General features: G+C 37.0%; 12 protein-coding genes. 3 read left to right on the forward strand and 9 right to left on the reverse strand.

Annotation, left to right across the window (positions count from 1 at the left end):
• Window positions 1-74: 74 nt before the first annotated feature.
• The 8 genes from B4G94_RS14765 to B4G94_RS14795 all read right to left on the reverse strand — a co-directional run bounded on the left by B4G94_RS14765 (window position 75) and on the right by B4G94_RS14795 (window position 9,108).
• On the reverse strand, window positions 75-1,244 hold the full coding sequence (locus tag B4G94_RS14765) for an NRAMP family divalent metal transporter (RefSeq protein WP_108637018.1): 1,170 nt from the start codon (window positions 1,242-1,244) through the stop codon (window positions 75-77).
• The gene (locus tag B4G94_RS14770) at window positions 1,241-1,999 is read right to left on the reverse strand and encodes a LamB/YcsF family protein (RefSeq protein ID WP_286859787.1); all 759 of its coding nucleotides are present in this window, start codon (window positions 1,997-1,999) and stop codon (window positions 1,241-1,243) included. Before B4G94_RS14770 ends, B4G94_RS14765 begins: the two co-directional genes overlap by 4 nt.
• The gene (locus B4G94_RS14775) at window positions 1,992-2,948 is read right to left on the reverse strand and encodes a biotin-dependent carboxyltransferase family protein (RefSeq protein WP_286859788.1); all 957 of its coding nucleotides are present in this window, start codon (window positions 2,946-2,948) and stop codon (window positions 1,992-1,994) included. The genes B4G94_RS14770 and B4G94_RS14775 overlap by 8 nt, the downstream gene beginning before the upstream one ends.
• The gene (pxpB, locus tag B4G94_RS14780) at window positions 2,938-3,663 is read right to left on the reverse strand and encodes a 5-oxoprolinase subunit PxpB (RefSeq protein ID WP_286859789.1); all 726 of its coding nucleotides are present in this window, start codon (window positions 3,661-3,663) and stop codon (window positions 2,938-2,940) included. Before pxpB ends, B4G94_RS14775 begins: the two co-directional genes overlap by 11 nt.
• Before the next feature lie 67 nt (window positions 3,664-3,730).
• On the reverse strand, window positions 3,731-3,898 hold the full coding sequence (gene tnpA / locus B4G94_RS28115) for an IS66 family insertion sequence element accessory protein TnpA (RefSeq protein ID WP_414711826.1): 168 nt from the start codon (window positions 3,896-3,898) through the stop codon (window positions 3,731-3,733).
• Window positions 3,899-4,107: 209 nt separating this feature from the next.
• A complete protein-coding gene (locus tag B4G94_RS14785; protein WP_286859791.1) occupies window positions 4,108-5,409 on the reverse strand; it encodes an HlyD family efflux transporter periplasmic adaptor subunit in 1,302 nt (433 codons plus the stop codon).
• Window positions 5,403-7,598 (reverse strand): peptidase domain-containing ABC transporter, encoded by a 2,196-nt coding sequence (locus tag B4G94_RS14790; protein ID WP_286859792.1) that lies wholly within the window; start codon window positions 7,596-7,598, stop codon window positions 5,403-5,405. Before B4G94_RS14790 ends, B4G94_RS14785 begins: the two co-directional genes overlap by 7 nt.
• Before the next feature lie 4 nt (window positions 7,599-7,602).
• On the reverse strand, window positions 7,603-9,108 hold the full coding sequence (locus tag B4G94_RS14795) for a hypothetical protein (RefSeq protein WP_286859794.1): 1,506 nt from the start codon (window positions 9,106-9,108) through the stop codon (window positions 7,603-7,605).
• 57 nt (window positions 9,109-9,165) lie between these two features.
• Here B4G94_RS14795 and B4G94_RS14800 point away from each other — a divergent pair, with 57 nt between their 5' ends.
• From B4G94_RS14800 to B4G94_RS14810, 3 genes are all read left to right on the forward strand, one after another.
• Window positions 9,166-9,975, forward strand: coding sequence for a hypothetical protein (locus tag B4G94_RS14800; protein WP_286859795.1), 810 nt, complete (start codon window positions 9,166-9,168; stop codon window positions 9,973-9,975).
• A 107-nt stretch (window positions 9,976-10,082) separates the two neighbouring features.
• Window positions 10,083-10,946, forward strand: a complete 864-nt coding sequence (locus B4G94_RS14805) for a hypothetical protein (RefSeq protein WP_286859796.1) — start codon at window positions 10,083-10,085, stop codon at window positions 10,944-10,946.
• 171 nt (window positions 10,947-11,117) lie between these two features.
• Complete coding sequence (locus tag B4G94_RS14810) at window positions 11,118-11,585, forward strand: DUF4372 domain-containing protein (protein ID WP_286859798.1); 468 nt, start codon at window positions 11,118-11,120, stop codon at window positions 11,583-11,585.
• An 833-nt stretch (window positions 11,586-12,418) separates the two neighbouring features.
• Here B4G94_RS14810 and B4G94_RS14815 read toward each other — a convergent pair.
• Complete coding sequence (locus B4G94_RS14815) at window positions 12,419-15,745, reverse strand: TonB-dependent receptor (RefSeq protein ID WP_286859799.1); 3,327 nt, start codon at window positions 15,743-15,745, stop codon at window positions 12,419-12,421.
• Between the last annotated feature and the right edge of the window lie 48 nt (window positions 15,746-15,793).

Raw genomic sequence — 15,793 nt, forward strand, 5'->3', positions numbered from 1 at the left:
CGCTGCTTTTTTGAGGGGTAATTTTCGGTCATTTAGGTGGAAATATTGACATCTGCGGTTGCACCGTCAAAAAATTATAGATCCATCATCACACGCAGGCTCATAAAGGCCATTAGGACAACGATTGTCACGCCAATCAGCGTGAGGATCAACGGTTGTTTATAGACACCGACAATTGCCGGTTTATAGGCAGCGATTAACATCACCGTCAGCGAGACGGGCAATATAATCCCATTTACCGCACCGGCGATAATCAATAAATGAACAGGTTTACCTACAGAAACAAATATGATGGTCGAAATCAAGATAAAGGCAATAATAACCCAATTTTCATTTTTAGCGATCCGTGCACTGAATGTTTTTATAAATGATACGGAAGTATAAGCCGAACCGATAATCGATGTAATTGAAGCGGCAAACATCACCAGCCCAAACAGGCGATAACCAAAGTTGCCAGCAGCAAGCCGAAAGACCGAAGCTGTAGGATTACCATCCTCGATCAGCAGACCCTGGCTCAGCACCCCCAGTGCAGCTAAAAATAGACATACCCTGACCAGCGAAGCAACAGATATCCCCATGACAGCACTCCTATTGACGGTAGGTAAAGCATCAAATCCCTTTACCCCCGCATCAATCAGACGATGACCACCCGCGAAAGTGATGTAGCCACCGACAGTTCCTCCGACCAGCGTAATGATGGAGACAAAGTCAATTTTTGCAGGAGCCACCGTACGCAGTACCGCCTCGCCCAATGGTGGCGAAGATATCAGTGTGATGTAGATAAAAGCCAATATCATAATTGCTCCCATAAGCTGCGTAAAACGGTCCATGGCTTTGCCGATCTGCTTGTTGATAAAAACAGCAATGGCGATCAATGCAGAGATGCAGGCCCCGGTCATGACATGAACACCAAAGAGCGCCTCCAGCCCCAGTCCAGCCCCGGCGATGTTACCAATATTAAATGCCAGTCCACCGAGGATAATAAGCAAGGAAATAAATCCCCCTAGCCCGGGCAGCAATTTATTGGCGATATCCTGTGCCCTCATTTCGGATACGGCGATCACACGCCAGATATTTAGCTGAACGCCAATATCAATCAGGATCGAAACCAGAATTACGAATCCAAAGCTGGCGCCCAGTGATTTGGTAAAAACCGTGGTCTGGGTCAAGAATCCCGGACCGATAGCCGATGTCGCCATCAACAATGCCGCACCAATAAGCGCTGAGGTATTTTTTTGTTTCATCGGATAAGTATCTGCTTGTCTTTTAACGTCTGGTTGATTGTCTTGGCAAATTGAACGGCCTCTTCGCCATCGCCATGCAAGCAGACGGTATCGGCCCGGATATCGACGGCAGTACCTTGCAGGGAAATAACTTTTCCGGTTTTAATCATACCAAACACCTGCTCGGCGGCCTGTTCAGGATCATGGATCAGCGCATGTTTATCTGACCTTGCAGTCAATGTGCCATCCTGTTGATAAGTACGGTCGGCAAAGACCTCACTATAAACATTCAATCCCTTTGCTCTGCCAGCTCTGATGAGTTCACTTCCCGAGAGCCCATATAATATAAGTCCGGGGTCTATATCATAGATGGCTGCTGCGATAGCATCTGCCAGTTCAGGTTTTCTTGCCGCCATATTATAAAGCGCACCATGCGGTTTTACATGTTGCAAAGTCGTTTGCTGAACTTTGGCACAAGCAGCAAGCGCTCCCACCTGATACACGACCAGTTCATACACTTCCCGCGCTGAAAGCTGCATCTCACGCCTACCGAAACCTACCAGATCCGGAAAGCCGGGATGGGCGCCTATTTTGACCTTGTACTTCAGAGCGAGCTGAACAGTCCTCATCATCGTTGCGGGATCTCCGGCATGAAAACCGCAGGCAATATTTACTGCGGAAACATAAGGCAGGATCGCCTCGTCATCGCCCATTTTCCAAGAGCCGAAGCTCTCGCCCAGGTCACAATTCAAATCTACGGTAAGCTGTTTATTCATATTTCAATGCGATTGCACTTTTCAGTTTTTTTAATTGCGTATGCTGTTTCTTCAGTAGGCCATGTGCCTCATCCAGGCTAATCCGTTCAAATCTGACACGATCGTTTGGTCCTTTTTGAGCCAGAAGCGGCAGGTCTATGGTGGCCACCTGTGCAATCACCGAGTAACCACCTGTGGTCGGATGGTCAGCCATTAGGATAATCGCATTGCCATCAGGCGGCACCTGTATGCTCCCGAAGGTCACCGCCGTTGACAACAGTTCCTTCTGTTCTGTTAGCCGAAGCGGTTTGGATGTCAGCCGGTACCCCATCCTATCTGAGTTGTTGCTGATGGTAAATACATCCGAAAAGAAGCTTTTTTGCGCGTTACTTTCAAAGCAGGCAAATTGAGGTCCATCCAGCACCCGAATAACCTCCGTGGTGAGGTCAGGATATAGGCCGGGATCCATGCTCCAATGGAACAAGCTATCTTTGCCCGTATAGTAATGTCGGAAAGCGATGCGGTCTCCTTCATGAAGCGCTCTTCCCTGCCAGCCACCTAATCCTCCTTTACTATAGGTCGACCTGCTTCCTAATATTTCGGGGATATCAAGCCCCCCCTGAAAACAAATATAAGCCCGGCAACCTAAATGTGGTCGGCCAAAAGAGAGCAGTGAACCAGCCTCAACCAGGACTGGTCTCCACATGGGCAGTGGATTACCATCAATCATGGGCGACAGGTCTGCCCCTGTCAGACAAATAAGTTGAGCCTGTTCAAAGTAAATTATCGGTCCAAGAACAGTACATTCTATAGCGGCTTCATTATCCGGATTTCCGAGGATGCCATTACCAAGACGGAGCGCATAGCTATCCATCGCCCCACTCACAGCCATTCCGTAACGCTGTAGCCCGTAGCGCCCCAGGTCCTGTATCGTTGTTAGCATACCTGCTTTGACAATCTTAATGCCCATTGCTTTTCGTTTTTTGTTGAACAAACTCATCATAGCTTATGGGAACAAAGCATACGCGGTCACCCACTTCAAGTAGCGAAGGGCTCTCCCGCGTTAGGTCAAACAGTTTCTTCGGCGTATGTCCGATAATCTGCCAACCACCTGGAGTTTCGATTGGGTAAACGCCAGTCTGTTCCCCCGCGATGCCGACTGCACCCGCTTCTATTTTCAAGCGGGGCACCTCCTTTCGTGGCGTCGCGATCCGACTGTCCATACCGCCCATATAGGGAAATCCGGGAACAAAACCGATCATATATACCCGGTATTCGGGGGTACTGTGTATACGGATAACTTCTTCCTCTGTCAACCCATTATATTGGGCGACATAAGCCAGGTCAGCCCCATTGTAATAGACAGGGATTTCCTTTTTTAGGCCTTTATATTCCGTATCCTCTGGTATATCTTGTACAATCATTTGGAGCGCCGACAATAGCTCCCGATAGGTAATCGTAAGCGGATCATAGTAAATCGTGATCGTCGTATAGGCCGGAACAAATTCGATAAGACCGGGCTGTGACCAATTTGCGAGAGATGCCACAACCTTACGTACCTGCGTATTGAGCGCTTCGGAAAGCGTATCGCCGAAAGAGAGGACAATCGCCTGATCTCCCATGGGATAATACCGGATGGGGTTTGGCAACGCTATACTTAGAGACTGCTCGTGGGAATTTCCCATAATTTATTTATTATAATCTATACAAAGATTATAAATACCTGACGATAATCAAAAAAGAATCGGGTTGTTATTTATCGTTATTTATAATGGCTTTATCGATTGTGATGAAGCTTCCGCTGACATTGTTATTTTCTTTAATGCGCGAAAACCAATAATAAAAATTGACTTCGTTGATGCCATTCTCAGTGCAGTACGCTTTTTTGCTTTTTCCACTTGTTTGCCAGTATGCTATCACGGAAGCATCGAGGCTCTTTTTTCTTGCATATTCATGATACAAAGCTACGCCCTTACAACTAAGCTATAATATGTACTTGGTAGGATGGATACTGTTATTTTTTATATGAAACCTAGAACAAGTCATTCTCATTTCCCCATTTATAATAATCGATATTAATACTGTAGTTGCAGCGATAGCCAGAAAGATAACTGGAAAACATACCAAAATCAAGTTTCAAATATTTTGCTAATATTGTGAAAAAATCGTTCGATTAATCTTTTATCTTTCAAAATAATATCTGCTTGACCTGTCATACCAGTTTTGAATTTAATATTTTTTCCCCTAGAGGTTATCATATCCGGAAATTCCACCAAAAGCATATTTAAATTACCATCCTTCTCTGATTCTGTAGTACTAGCAGATATTTCCTTAACATTTCCTTTAATATAACCAAATTCTTCATATGGATACTCTTCTATTTTCAAGTTAACTCGATCACCAATTTCTATTTTACCAGCACCTTGAGATCTAAGGCTTACATCCGCCGTCAATAATATTTTTTTTGGCACTAAACTAAAAACCGGTCTGCCGGACTCCAAAAATTGCTGAGTTTTCAAATGATTTTCAATTTGCAAAGTCCCAGGAATTGTCGCTCTCAAAATATACTTTTTTTCCCATTCTTGAGATTGAGCTCTGAGGTTATTAATCGAAGATATCAATGAATTCTTATATACCTCTTCCTTTTCTGTAAAATCAATCCTCAAATCATTCAAAGCCTTTTGAAATTCTTCATCACGCAATTTTAAATTAGATAATTCTTGTTTGTCTGTGAAATCGCTTTTTTCCATTCCAAGATATTGTGCTCTTTTTAGACGATATTCTTGTTCAGATATAACTTTCTTCTCAAATAAGATTGAATCTTTATGAAGATTTTCAGCGTGTAAGCTTAAATAACGCCTATTAAGAGAAATAGACTGTATTTTTTGCTCTTGGATATCTTTGTTTTTTTGTTTTAAATTGTTGATATCTCTTGCTTTAATTTCAAAGGCCCCTAAATTTATTAACGACATATATTTCGAATAATCATTGCGAAATTGATTGTAGGCTTGCTGAAGTTCTCCCAAATTTAATCCTTCAGGTAACAATCTAATTAAATTCAATCTATCATTATTTACATAAGTTGCTAAACTATCTATATATCTAATGAGCTCTAAAACATCATCATTGTTTGTCGAATTTTTAACAATTGCTACAATTTCGTTGGAGTCAATCCATTCTCCATGCTTAGCTTTAAAGATAATTAAACCTGAACTAGGCATTACAGATTGCAGGGTGGATGAAGTGGACGAAATAACAGCCTTCCCTCTGATAATATCGGGGTATTTTATAATGTAACTTAATCCCAATCCAAAAAAAATAATGGATAAAACAAGTATAATACCATATATAAAATTTCTACTAGGCATAGACTCTACTATCTCAGTTAGCTCTTCTGAACGATAGGATGTCCCTTTTTCATTTCTTAACATAACTCCTCGGTTCCTAATTGGTTTTCGATAAGTTTAAAATATTCACCTTTTTGAAGATATAATTGATCATGTGTTCCAATTTCCACAATAGTTCCGTCAGAAATTACAATTATCTGATCAGCTTTTCGTATTGTACTTAAACGATGAGCAGATATAATTACCGTTTTTTCTTGAAACTCCCGAAAGAGATTATTCATAATCCTATTTTCGGTCCTTGCATCTAGTGCATTTGTTGCCTCATCTAATATTATGAGTTTAGAATTTCTATAAAGTGCCCTAGCCAAAAGGATACGTTGGCTTTGTCCTCCACTTAATTTAACACCAGCTTGTCCAACCTTTGTTTGCAATCCCAATTCTAAATTTTGTATAAAATCTTTAACACAACAAATCTCCATACATTGAGAAAGCCATGATTGATCAATAGATTCACTTCCTAAAATTATATTATTGAGTATAGTGTCATTAAACAACTTACTTTCCTGCAATACCGCAGATGTCATGTCACGGTATTTTGTTAATTCAACTCCTTTAAAATTTATATCCCCAAGGAACAACTCACCGGAAGAAGGGTTATATAAACGAAGTAACAGTTTCAAAAGCGAGCTTTTTCCACTACCGCTTTCACCTACGATTGCAGTTATTTTCTTTGAAGGTATTATCAAATTAATCCCCCGCAGGGCTATATGTTCGACCCCAGGATATCTGAAATATAAATTTTTTAAAAGAATAGGAGGAAAATTCTGAGTATCTATATTAAATATTGTCATCTCTTTTCCCTCACCTTCATTTTCATGTTCATTTAATAGTCTTAAACGATCAAAGCTAAATTTTGCATGTTCAAAGGATCGGAAAAAAGTAACTAATTGAGCCAATTGAGGAGACATCATCCCCACCATAAACTGTACAGCGATCATTGTTCCCGTACTCATTTTCCCCTCAATCACCGAAAGTGCACACATAATCGTTAGGACCAAATTCGTTAAATTACTGATCAATTGAGAACCAAATGATTGCTGATTCGTCATAGACATCATTTTCATATTCATTTTGAAAATAGATGCTTGAAGATTTTCCCAAGACCATCTCCTAGCTTGTTCATAATTATTTATCTTTATATCGTAGATAGCGTCGACGGTTTCTAACCAGTAATTATTGTTTTTAGCATCTAGTGAGGCTAGTCCGTAGTCGACCTTGTTTTGCATTTTGACATAAATCCAATTCCAAAAAAGATAAATTAAATTTCCAATAAAAAAAACTAAAAACAATTTCCAATCATAAATGGCCAAAACTGTTGAAAAAACAAGCACTGTAACACTGGTAAAAATTGTATTTATACCAGAATGAGTGATAAACGTTCGAATACGATCATGGTCTTGTGCTCGTTGAAGAATATCTCCTGTGGAGCGTTTTTCAAAATAAGATAAAGCCATTTTATTAAGTTTATAGATATAGTCAGATATTAAACTTATACCTATTCTTCCAGAAATATGCTTAATTAAAATATCTCTAATCAAATTTCCACAGGATACAGCTAATAAGAGCACTACTTGAGCTAACAGAACTATAAATATGAAATTGATGTCTTGAGTTTGGATACCTACATCATATATTGATCTCGTAATAAATGGAAGGCTGGATTGAATCAAAATTATCAAAAACATTATTCCAAGAAGATAATATAAAAACCTTCTAAAAGGCAGCAGATACCCCGCAATAGATTTAATAGTATTGTCTTTTTTCCAATAGGAGGTGTTATGATCAATATCCTCAAAGTTTGCTGTAGGCTCAAATAACAATGCAACACCCTTAGAAACATAAGAATTAATCCAATATTTTTCAAACTCCTCATGCTTATATGAAATCAGCCCAATTGATGGATCAGAAACAAGCACTCTCTTTTTTGTAACTTTATAGACAACAATAAAATGTTTATTTTTCCAATGCACAATACAGGGAAGGGGAATACTTGTGAGCTGCTCAAATTTAAGTTCTGTTCCTAAGACTTTAAAACCTATTCTCTCTCCTGCTCTAGCTAAATCAGATAGGGATACCCCTTCACGCGTTACATTACAAATATCCTGTAAATACTTCAATGAGATACTCCTTCCATAGTATTTTGCTATTATTCTCAATGATGCTGGACCGCAATCCATTTGCTCTAATTGCCTGTAAAACGGAAAACTAAACATTCTATTAAATATTTTTTAGCGAATAATAAATGAAGCAATGATGTTCTTTTTTTATCAAAAAAAGTGATAATACGAGATTAAGAATATGATCTACAATTTCTTCGACAAAAGTGTCATAGAATGGATATATCACAAAAACAATTGATGAATGAGGAACCTTTTTTAAAATTTCGAATATATTATTCAAGTATGATTTCAATCCTTTTTGTAAGCATTCATCAACAAATTTCGTCGAAAAATATTGCACCTCCCTTTCCAATCTGTTCAATAAGCTAATTTTAGAATCTACTAACTGAGCTTTTGTAGTAAGATATCCTGTATCATAGGCCGAAACAAAGTAACGTTCAAATAGTTTTTCTTTAAATTCATTTAAAGATTCTTCAGGCAATAAAAACTCCAAAATTACTTTGCATAATCCCACAATATCACCTTTGGAAATTTTATAATTAACCGAATTGATATTATGGTATAAAAAAATACTAAAGTGATCAAGGCATTTTTTTAAACTCTCTTCAATAATCATCGGATGCAAATCTATTTCAATGGGATAATAGATGTACGGTTTGATATCTCTATACCATTCTAAATCACCCATAAAGTTCTTCCAACGAAATCCATTGTCTTCAAAAGAACAGACAAAGATAATCGAAGGATTATTTTCCCCCTCTATCTCATTAAATAATATTTTAAAAAAGGTTTTGCCAAACGAGTTTGTTAATTTTCTTTCAATTGTACTGCAACATAAATTAGTAGCTTCATGGTCCGTACTCTTTATTTGTATGCATAAATAATTGGCAAAAAAAAATGGTACGCCTGCCCCCTTTGCTGAACATTGCGGATGCGAATTAGCATATCTCAGATAATCATCGCTTATCGCAATAAATTCACCAAAATCTCCTTCGGAAATCCCCTTTTTTAAAGATTGTGTTATATATTCTAAATCCTTTTGTTGATTTTGATTTAATAAATCCAAAACATATCTATCAGTAAACAACCATTTATTATTTCTGATGAGATAAATCGCTATTAGTTGTTGGTAAATACTAGTTGCCGTAATAATTTTCGACGATAAATCGTTTGAAGACAACAGATCTGATATAGATCTATCGAGCTGATAGCAGCTTTTCTTCAAATTATGATAATCTGATTTGGGAGGCCCTTTAAAAAAGACTTTCGAACATCTATTTTTCAGATTTAACAAAATATTATTCTTGTCTCTTATTATTTTAGATTTTGATATCAAATTAATAATATGTCCTTTACTACTTGTATAATCAAGCCAAAGAGCATGATTTATTTTATGTAGGGGGTAATACAATACTTGAAATTTTATATTCTCAAATTCTAGATCGTATCTATTAAAATAATCACACACAGGGTCTATTACAATTAGATCAATATCCGACATACCCGAAAAATGTCCCACAGCGGCACTACCAGACAACAGAATAAATTCACACTCATTTAAAGTTAAATTAACAAAATTTTCTATGGTTTTCTCTAAATTCATTACTATATTTAAGCTAGAAAATTATTGTTAAATATAAAACATATAAACTTAAAGAAAATGAAATCAAGAAAAAAAATGACAATCGACGATTTCCCTGAATTGGAAATGAAAAGAATGCAAGTTATAAAAGGAGGCTTCCAATTTTATGATCCCACCTACAATGGAGGAAACCTTCCGCCAGTTGATATATATCCCGGAGGGGGAAATAATGATCCATGGGGAGGACAATATGATCCATGGGCTAATGGAGGTTCGAGTTCCGTAGACTATCCAGGAGATTATGGAAATAACGGTGGCTACGATAATTCAAATAATACAGGAGCAGATGAACCATGGTTAAGAGACAGCAATGGAAATTTGGTAGCAACAAGAACATCTACGCCCCGGCATATTGACAATACATACAATAATCAAATGCTCTTAGAAGAGTATGAATTAAACACTGGTAAGGAAACTTTTAAAGTATACAAGGTGATATCAGTATTAGACCCTGAGACAGGAGAAAGGAGACCTCCTTATGAAAGAGAGAAATCCAACTGTTTAGGCTATGCATTAGCAGATGGGGATTTTTGGATTATAGATAGCCCTTTGACACAAGGTGTAGATGAAGGAAAACTTAACGATTTCGTAAAAGATTACTATAGTGAAGTTTCTAAAAATGAATCAAACTTCGTTGCTATCTACGACGAAACAGGTGACATCGTTCATGCGGGAAAATATAATCCAGCTGACGGAACATACGAGGCAAAAGGAGGTGTCTATAATATAGTTGAAAATATATCTAATGAAGAAACCTTCAAGCAACCTTACGGTCCTAATGGACCTACGTATTGGGGAGAAGGATACCAAATAAAATACTTTAAATAATATAAATATTCTATCTTTTCTTGGCCATTAACTACTGTAGAAATAATTTGATTAGATTCAATTTTTAATTGAATTATCTCTACAGTAGTTAGTTTAAATTTACACTTATGATAAATATCTTAAAAATATCGCTTTTCATTATATTTTCATACTCTATCGCAGCTCTTGCTCAAAAACGAGATCAATTAAATGATAATGGTCCAAAAACAGAGCACTCATCAACTACATCAATTGCTCCTCAAAAAACGATATATGAAAAGACACCGAATATTAAATCAGTTTATTTGGCCTATAAAGCTAAACAGCCTTACTACGTTATAATAAGTTTCTTAGATAAAAAAGTAAATGAGACCTACAATCTCGATTTTGAAGGAGATATATTTATTCTTTCAAAAAAGTACCCAGAAATATATAAACTTACATCCGAAAGTTATCTTAAAAATATTGCTATAAACGATTCATTGAAAATTGATGAAAATTTTAAAGCATTAATTTTCAAAAGAGAGAGAACAGATTTCGAAGTTTTTAATGGAGATCTTGACCAGACGACAAAAAAACAATTAATTGAGAATATTTGGGCTACTCCACCAAAATTAAAAGCAGGAAATGTTGATTTAGTGAATAAGATAAGCTCTGCCTTAAAAAATAATAAACTCAAGGCCCCTATAGATTCGATACAAGTTTTCAAAGTTAGAATAGACAAAAAAGGTGTTTTTAAAGAATCTGAGCTATTATTTGGAAGGGAATCATCTTTTTCTAGGTTGATAAAAAAAATTCTATCAGATCGAGAAACATTTTTTTTTAAAGATGGCACCTCCAAATTCCTTCCAGCAATAAGATTAAATACTGCCGCTCCGTTCGAAACCAACTTAAAAATATATGTTAGACTGCAACCAGACGGCAACATCATTATTAAAACCCCCTTAGTTCAGAGAAATTGGAGCGGTGAAATAACACAGACAAATAACTAAACAGATCGGCTAGTTTATACAATACAACTAAATATATCGGACAGATGTCGATCGGCTTTGATTGAAATAATGATTATATATTTTTTATCATTGCTATCCCGTTGTTTAGAGAGGTTTTTCAACCAAATGAACTTGAAAACATAGTTTTGTATCAGATGAATCTGACACCCCATGTTTCAAGATAAATACGTTTTCGCTCAATTGACCTCCTTTCTCAACCGAAGTAAATTTAACCGTATTGTTGCCAAGTATGATGGCGACAAATACGTGAAGCACTTCACCTGTTGGAACCAGCTTCTTGTATTGATGTTCGGTCAACTTTCCAATCGTGAAAGTTTAAGAGATCTGGTGATAGCTATCGAAGCCCATCATTCAAAGTGCTACCACTTGGGAATGGGTAAGAACATATCCAGATTATCTTTGGCAGGGGTCAATCATGATAGATCTTATCTGAACTTTGAAGAGTATGCTTACTATTTGATTCCCCAAGCCCGAGAAAAACGCGCGACCGGGATTTTCAATATTGAAGGCAACGTCTACGCGTTTGATTCTACAACGATAGATCTATGTCTTTTTGTATTCTGGTGCGCAAAGTTTCGTAAGCGAAAAAGGAGGCATAAAAGTACACACGTGGTATGATTTGGAATCAGCATAGCTCTTCCCAAAACTTAACTATATTGGATAAATGAATAAAGGCTATAAAGCAAACACTTTCCTTCTATAATTTCCTAGCTTCGTTTTAAGTTTCACCTACTGTTGACCTACATTTTTCCTACTGTTGGCCTACTGTTGGCCTACTGTAGTAGGTCAACAGTAGGAAAAATGTAAACCAAAAGAATATAAAAGGGTGAATAAAGTCGGTAAAAATGGAAAAGAAAATAGGACGTTGATACGGTTGACGTTGTCAGCAAATTGTTCGTCCTTCTCCCGGCTTGTAAAAAAAAGATAGATGTACTTACACTATTGAATAAAAAAATCCCGGCAATACTGGCCGGGATCTCTTTATATTAGAAGTTCACCTTGGGTTAGAATATATAGCTAACACCTACTTGCATTTTCCAAGTAGTGGATAAAGCCGTTACATTTCGGAATGGAGTTTTTGATCAATATGCCCCAGTTTCTTTTGTGGTAAATTCGTGCGCTAGATCTTTGCATAGCAACTACTATACAGAGGCTTTCCTTAAAAGATCTTCTACGATTACGTCAAGTCTCACCTACTATTCCCCTATATTTTTCACAATGTTGGTATACCACTGTAAGGAAGCAGGAGGAAAATAGTCTACCAAATACCGGGCAAGATTCGAGTAAGCTCAGAAAAAATATTAAAGAAAGTAGGAAAATACTTGATTGGAGAGAACAAAGTATAGATTAATTTATTTAGTTTAACATTTCTTTTTTGGTTTTTGATTTTCAGAAACACAAAAAAGCCTCAAGAACAAATTCCTGAGGCTTTCTATTTACTGACGTACTATCTAAAATGAATATCTCAAACCGATCATAGCTGACCATGTTGTTGCCGTTGTACTTGCCGGAACAAAAGGAGACGTAACTAATTTTCCATCATATTGCAACATTTGGAAAGTTGGATCAGCTACAGCATTTTTTTCTACCTTACCTAATATTGCTCTTCCATTAGTCAATATTACATCTTGTACTCCCCACTTAGAGTTGAATAAATTACCAACATTTATAATATCCACTGTGAATTGTAATTTATCTTTCTCTGTTGCGATATTGTTAAACAAATTCTGTGTCCAACGAACATCAAATCTATTCAGCCAAGGCATTAAGAATTGATTACGCGGTAAAATTTGCCCTCTGTATTTCTCTAATCCGTTATCGCTAACAAACTTATCAAAAGCTTCAATTTGTTGCTCTTTAGAGAACAAAATGTCAGATCCCTTCATGATATTGGCAAATTTCATGTCACTAGTATTCTTCGGGAGGAAGATTAGGTCATTTGTAATTCCATCACCATTTAAGTCAAAACTATGATAGTAGGAGAAACGCCCTTGATTAGCTCCATTATAATAAATACCTAATGTTGTGTTTTTAATAGTATAACTCACATTAGCAACAATTCGATGTGGAATTGCATAGTCAGAAATACTCAAAAAATCTTGATTAGGACTGTTTATTACAGGAGAGCCTAACCATGCAGAACTTGCATTAGATCCATTATTAGCAGAAACCTCTTTAGCTTCTGAATACGTATAAAAAATAGATCCAGATAAGCCGTTCCATTGTGATAATGAACCTCCAAATGTAGCAGAGAAAGCATGCCCTTTAGTTTTTGTGTTGGTTAAAACGACCGCACTGTTTCCACCGATAGATTGATTATATTGGTAAGATCCGTTATTTGGATAAAAGTCACGATCTACACCTGCATAAGTCATTTTCTCAGTTGTTGCTTTTCTATTCGCCCCGAATTGATATGCCGCATTTACATCTCTAGTATACAAAATATCAGTGGTTAAAGTTATTGGTGTATTAGGGATTCTATAATCTGCACCGATACTTGACCTCCAAATTGTTGGCATTTTAAAATTATCATCGACCAAAGCAAACGAATCAGGAGCTCCGTCCTTTGGATTTGTAATAAATGGCGTTACGTCTTTACCTTCTTTATCTTTATAATAGATTGGATTTTTTACATAATAATAAGGATCCTCCGGATGGAATTGAACTTTTCCAATCCAACCTGCTACATCATCATAACTTTTGGGTTCTAATACATTTTGTAGAACACCTGCATTTGTTGGCATATTCGTTAACCATACGAATGGTACACGACCTGAGAAAATACCGGTTCCACCTCGTACCATGAAGGACTTATCTCCAAATACATCATAATTAAAACCTACCCTCGGAGACAAAATAACACGTGATTTAGGCCATTTACCCGATGCATAGTTACGTTCATTCCCATCGACTCCTAATAGTTTTAATGCATCAATCGAGCTATTAGGAGTGAGTTTATTCATATAAATCGGCAATTCTGCTCTCAATCCCACCGTCACATTAAATTGATCATTTACAGTAATTTTATCTTGAGCATAAAGAGAAGCTAAACCGTAACTGATTCTCGAATATGTATCCTGACCTTCGTAAGGATAAGTAAGCGAATACATTATTGGAGCGACCTCCTCTGGAGTGCCTGTTTTTAAGAAATCTGCTACGGAAGCATAACGGTAATAACCTGTTCCTGAACGAGTATAAGAGTTACCGAATTTCTGTATATCAAATGCGGCACCACCAGTAAATGTATGTTTTCCAATTGAATAAGTTAAGTTGTTGGTAAATGAAAAATTATCATTTACAACGTCATTCAAATAAGAAAACAACTCTGTTCCGAAACTCATATAGTTGCTTCCTGAACTGCTACCATCCCAAATATCAACAAACGGAAACAATCCTTTACTAGGTGATTTTCGCTTATCTTGTACCCGTGTATAAGTAAATAAAAACTTATTTGAAAGTTGTGAATTGAAGTTAGAATTTAACTCTGCAGCTAACGAACTCACTGTATTTTCAAAAGAATAATTAGCGTTTTCAAATACCATTGAATTTTCACTTACCCTACCTGAAGCGGATCTTGGAGATGGTCCAGAGTTAAAATTCGCTTGTTGCATCGAGGTTCCTTTTAGTAAATTATATCTAAAGGAAGCCTTATGTTTTTCACTAATATTCCAATCAATTCTAGTTAAAAATTTGTTACCATGTTGTTTTGCCTCATCAGCATAGCCTTGATATCTTCCAGGATCATAGCCCCATACGTTTTTTAAATGTTCACTTACAGCAATTAAATCTGATTCTTTCACTCTGGTTATATTCTGAGCAACATTTGCTACACCGTCTTGAGATGCTTTCCATAAGTTCGCACCAGAAGCATTAACACCAGTAGCAGCTTCACGTTCACCACTTACGAAGAAAAATAATTTATTTTTGATGATTGGTCCACCTAAAGTAAAACCATAATTTTGTTTTGTGCCTTCACCGTAATCTATTTTCTTTTTATTGATTCTAAACCCATTGAGGTTCTGATTATTATAATACCCATAAACGGATCCGTGAAATTGGTTAGTACCGGATTTTGTAACCGCGTTTATTCCTGCACCTGTAAATCCCGATTGTGTAATATCGAATGGCGCGATATTAACAGATATTTCTTCGATTGCATCTAATGAAATAGGTTGTGAATTCCCCCCAGGTAAAGGATTCTTTGTATCTGTTCCAAAGCCATTATTAAAATTTGCACCGTCAATCTGTAGATTGTTGTAACGAGAATCTCTACCCGCAAACGAAGTTCCATTAGCCTGAGGAGTCATACGAGTAAATTCTGTAATACTTCTGCTGATTTGCGGCAACTCTTGAATTTGCTTTAATCCAACATTTGTTGCAACCCCACTTTTTGTAGCATTTAATTTACCACCTTTTGCTGTTACTAAAACTTCATTTAAAGTTGTACCTGAATTTGTAAAAACAGGATTAAGTGAAAAAGCTTCCCCTAACTTTAAATAAATATCTTCATACACAATAGGCTGTTGTCCTACATAGGTTACCTCTACTTTGTAAGGACCGCCAATACGCATCGCTGGCAGATTAAACCGACCTGCAGCATTCGAAGAACCCGAATAAACCGTTCCCGATGGCACGTGCGTTGCCTTGATTGTAGCTCCTGAAGTTAGACTGCCATTTGCTTCTTTTACAATACCTGTAACGCTACTTGTTGTGACCTGAGCTTGTACAGCACCATAACTGGCCATTACAAGAGCGAAAAAGAGTAAAGATCTTTTCATATAATGTGATTTGTTAAAAAATGTTAAGCAAAATTACTAAGAGATTTC

The organism is Sphingobacterium sp. UBA7625, from assembly GCF_002484085.1.
Classification (GTDB): domain Bacteria; phylum Bacteroidota; class Bacteroidia; order Sphingobacteriales; family Sphingobacteriaceae; genus Sphingobacterium; species Sphingobacterium athyrii.

Coding starts and splice junctions, on each gene's coding strand:
- B4G94_RS14765 (WP_108637018.1), bottom strand. CDS start 1,244: ATGAAACAAAAAAATACCTCAGCGCTTATTGGTGCGGCATTGTTGATG.
- B4G94_RS14770 (WP_286859787.1), bottom strand. CDS start 1,999: ATGAATAAACAGCTTACCGTAGATTTGAATTGTGACCTGGGCGAGAGC.
- B4G94_RS14775 (WP_286859788.1), bottom strand. CDS start 2,948: ATGGGCATTAAGATTGTCAAAGCAGGTATGCTAACAACGATACAGGAC.
- pxpB (WP_286859789.1), bottom strand. CDS start 3,663: ATGGGAAATTCCCACGAGCAGTCTCTAAGTATAGCGTTGCCAAACCCC.
- B4G94_RS14785 (WP_286859791.1), bottom strand. CDS start 5,409: ATGTTAAGAAATGAAAAAGGGACATCCTATCGTTCAGAAGAGCTAACT.
- B4G94_RS14790 (WP_286859792.1), bottom strand. CDS start 7,598: ATGTTTAGTTTTCCGTTTTACAGGCAATTAGAGCAAATGGATTGCGGT.
- B4G94_RS14795 (WP_286859794.1), bottom strand. CDS start 9,108: ATGAATTTAGAGAAAACCATAGAAAATTTTGTTAATTTAACTTTAAAT.
- B4G94_RS14800 (WP_286859795.1), top strand. CDS start 9,166: ATGAAATCAAGAAAAAAAATGACAATCGACGATTTCCCTGAATTGGAA.
- B4G94_RS14805 (WP_286859796.1), top strand. CDS start 10,083: ATGATAAATATCTTAAAAATATCGCTTTTCATTATATTTTCATACTCT.
- B4G94_RS14810 (WP_286859798.1), top strand. CDS start 11,118: ATGTTTCAAGATAAATACGTTTTCGCTCAATTGACCTCCTTTCTCAAC.
- B4G94_RS14815 (WP_286859799.1), bottom strand. CDS start 15,745: ATGAAAAGATCTTTACTCTTTTTCGCTCTTGTAATGGCCAGTTATGGT.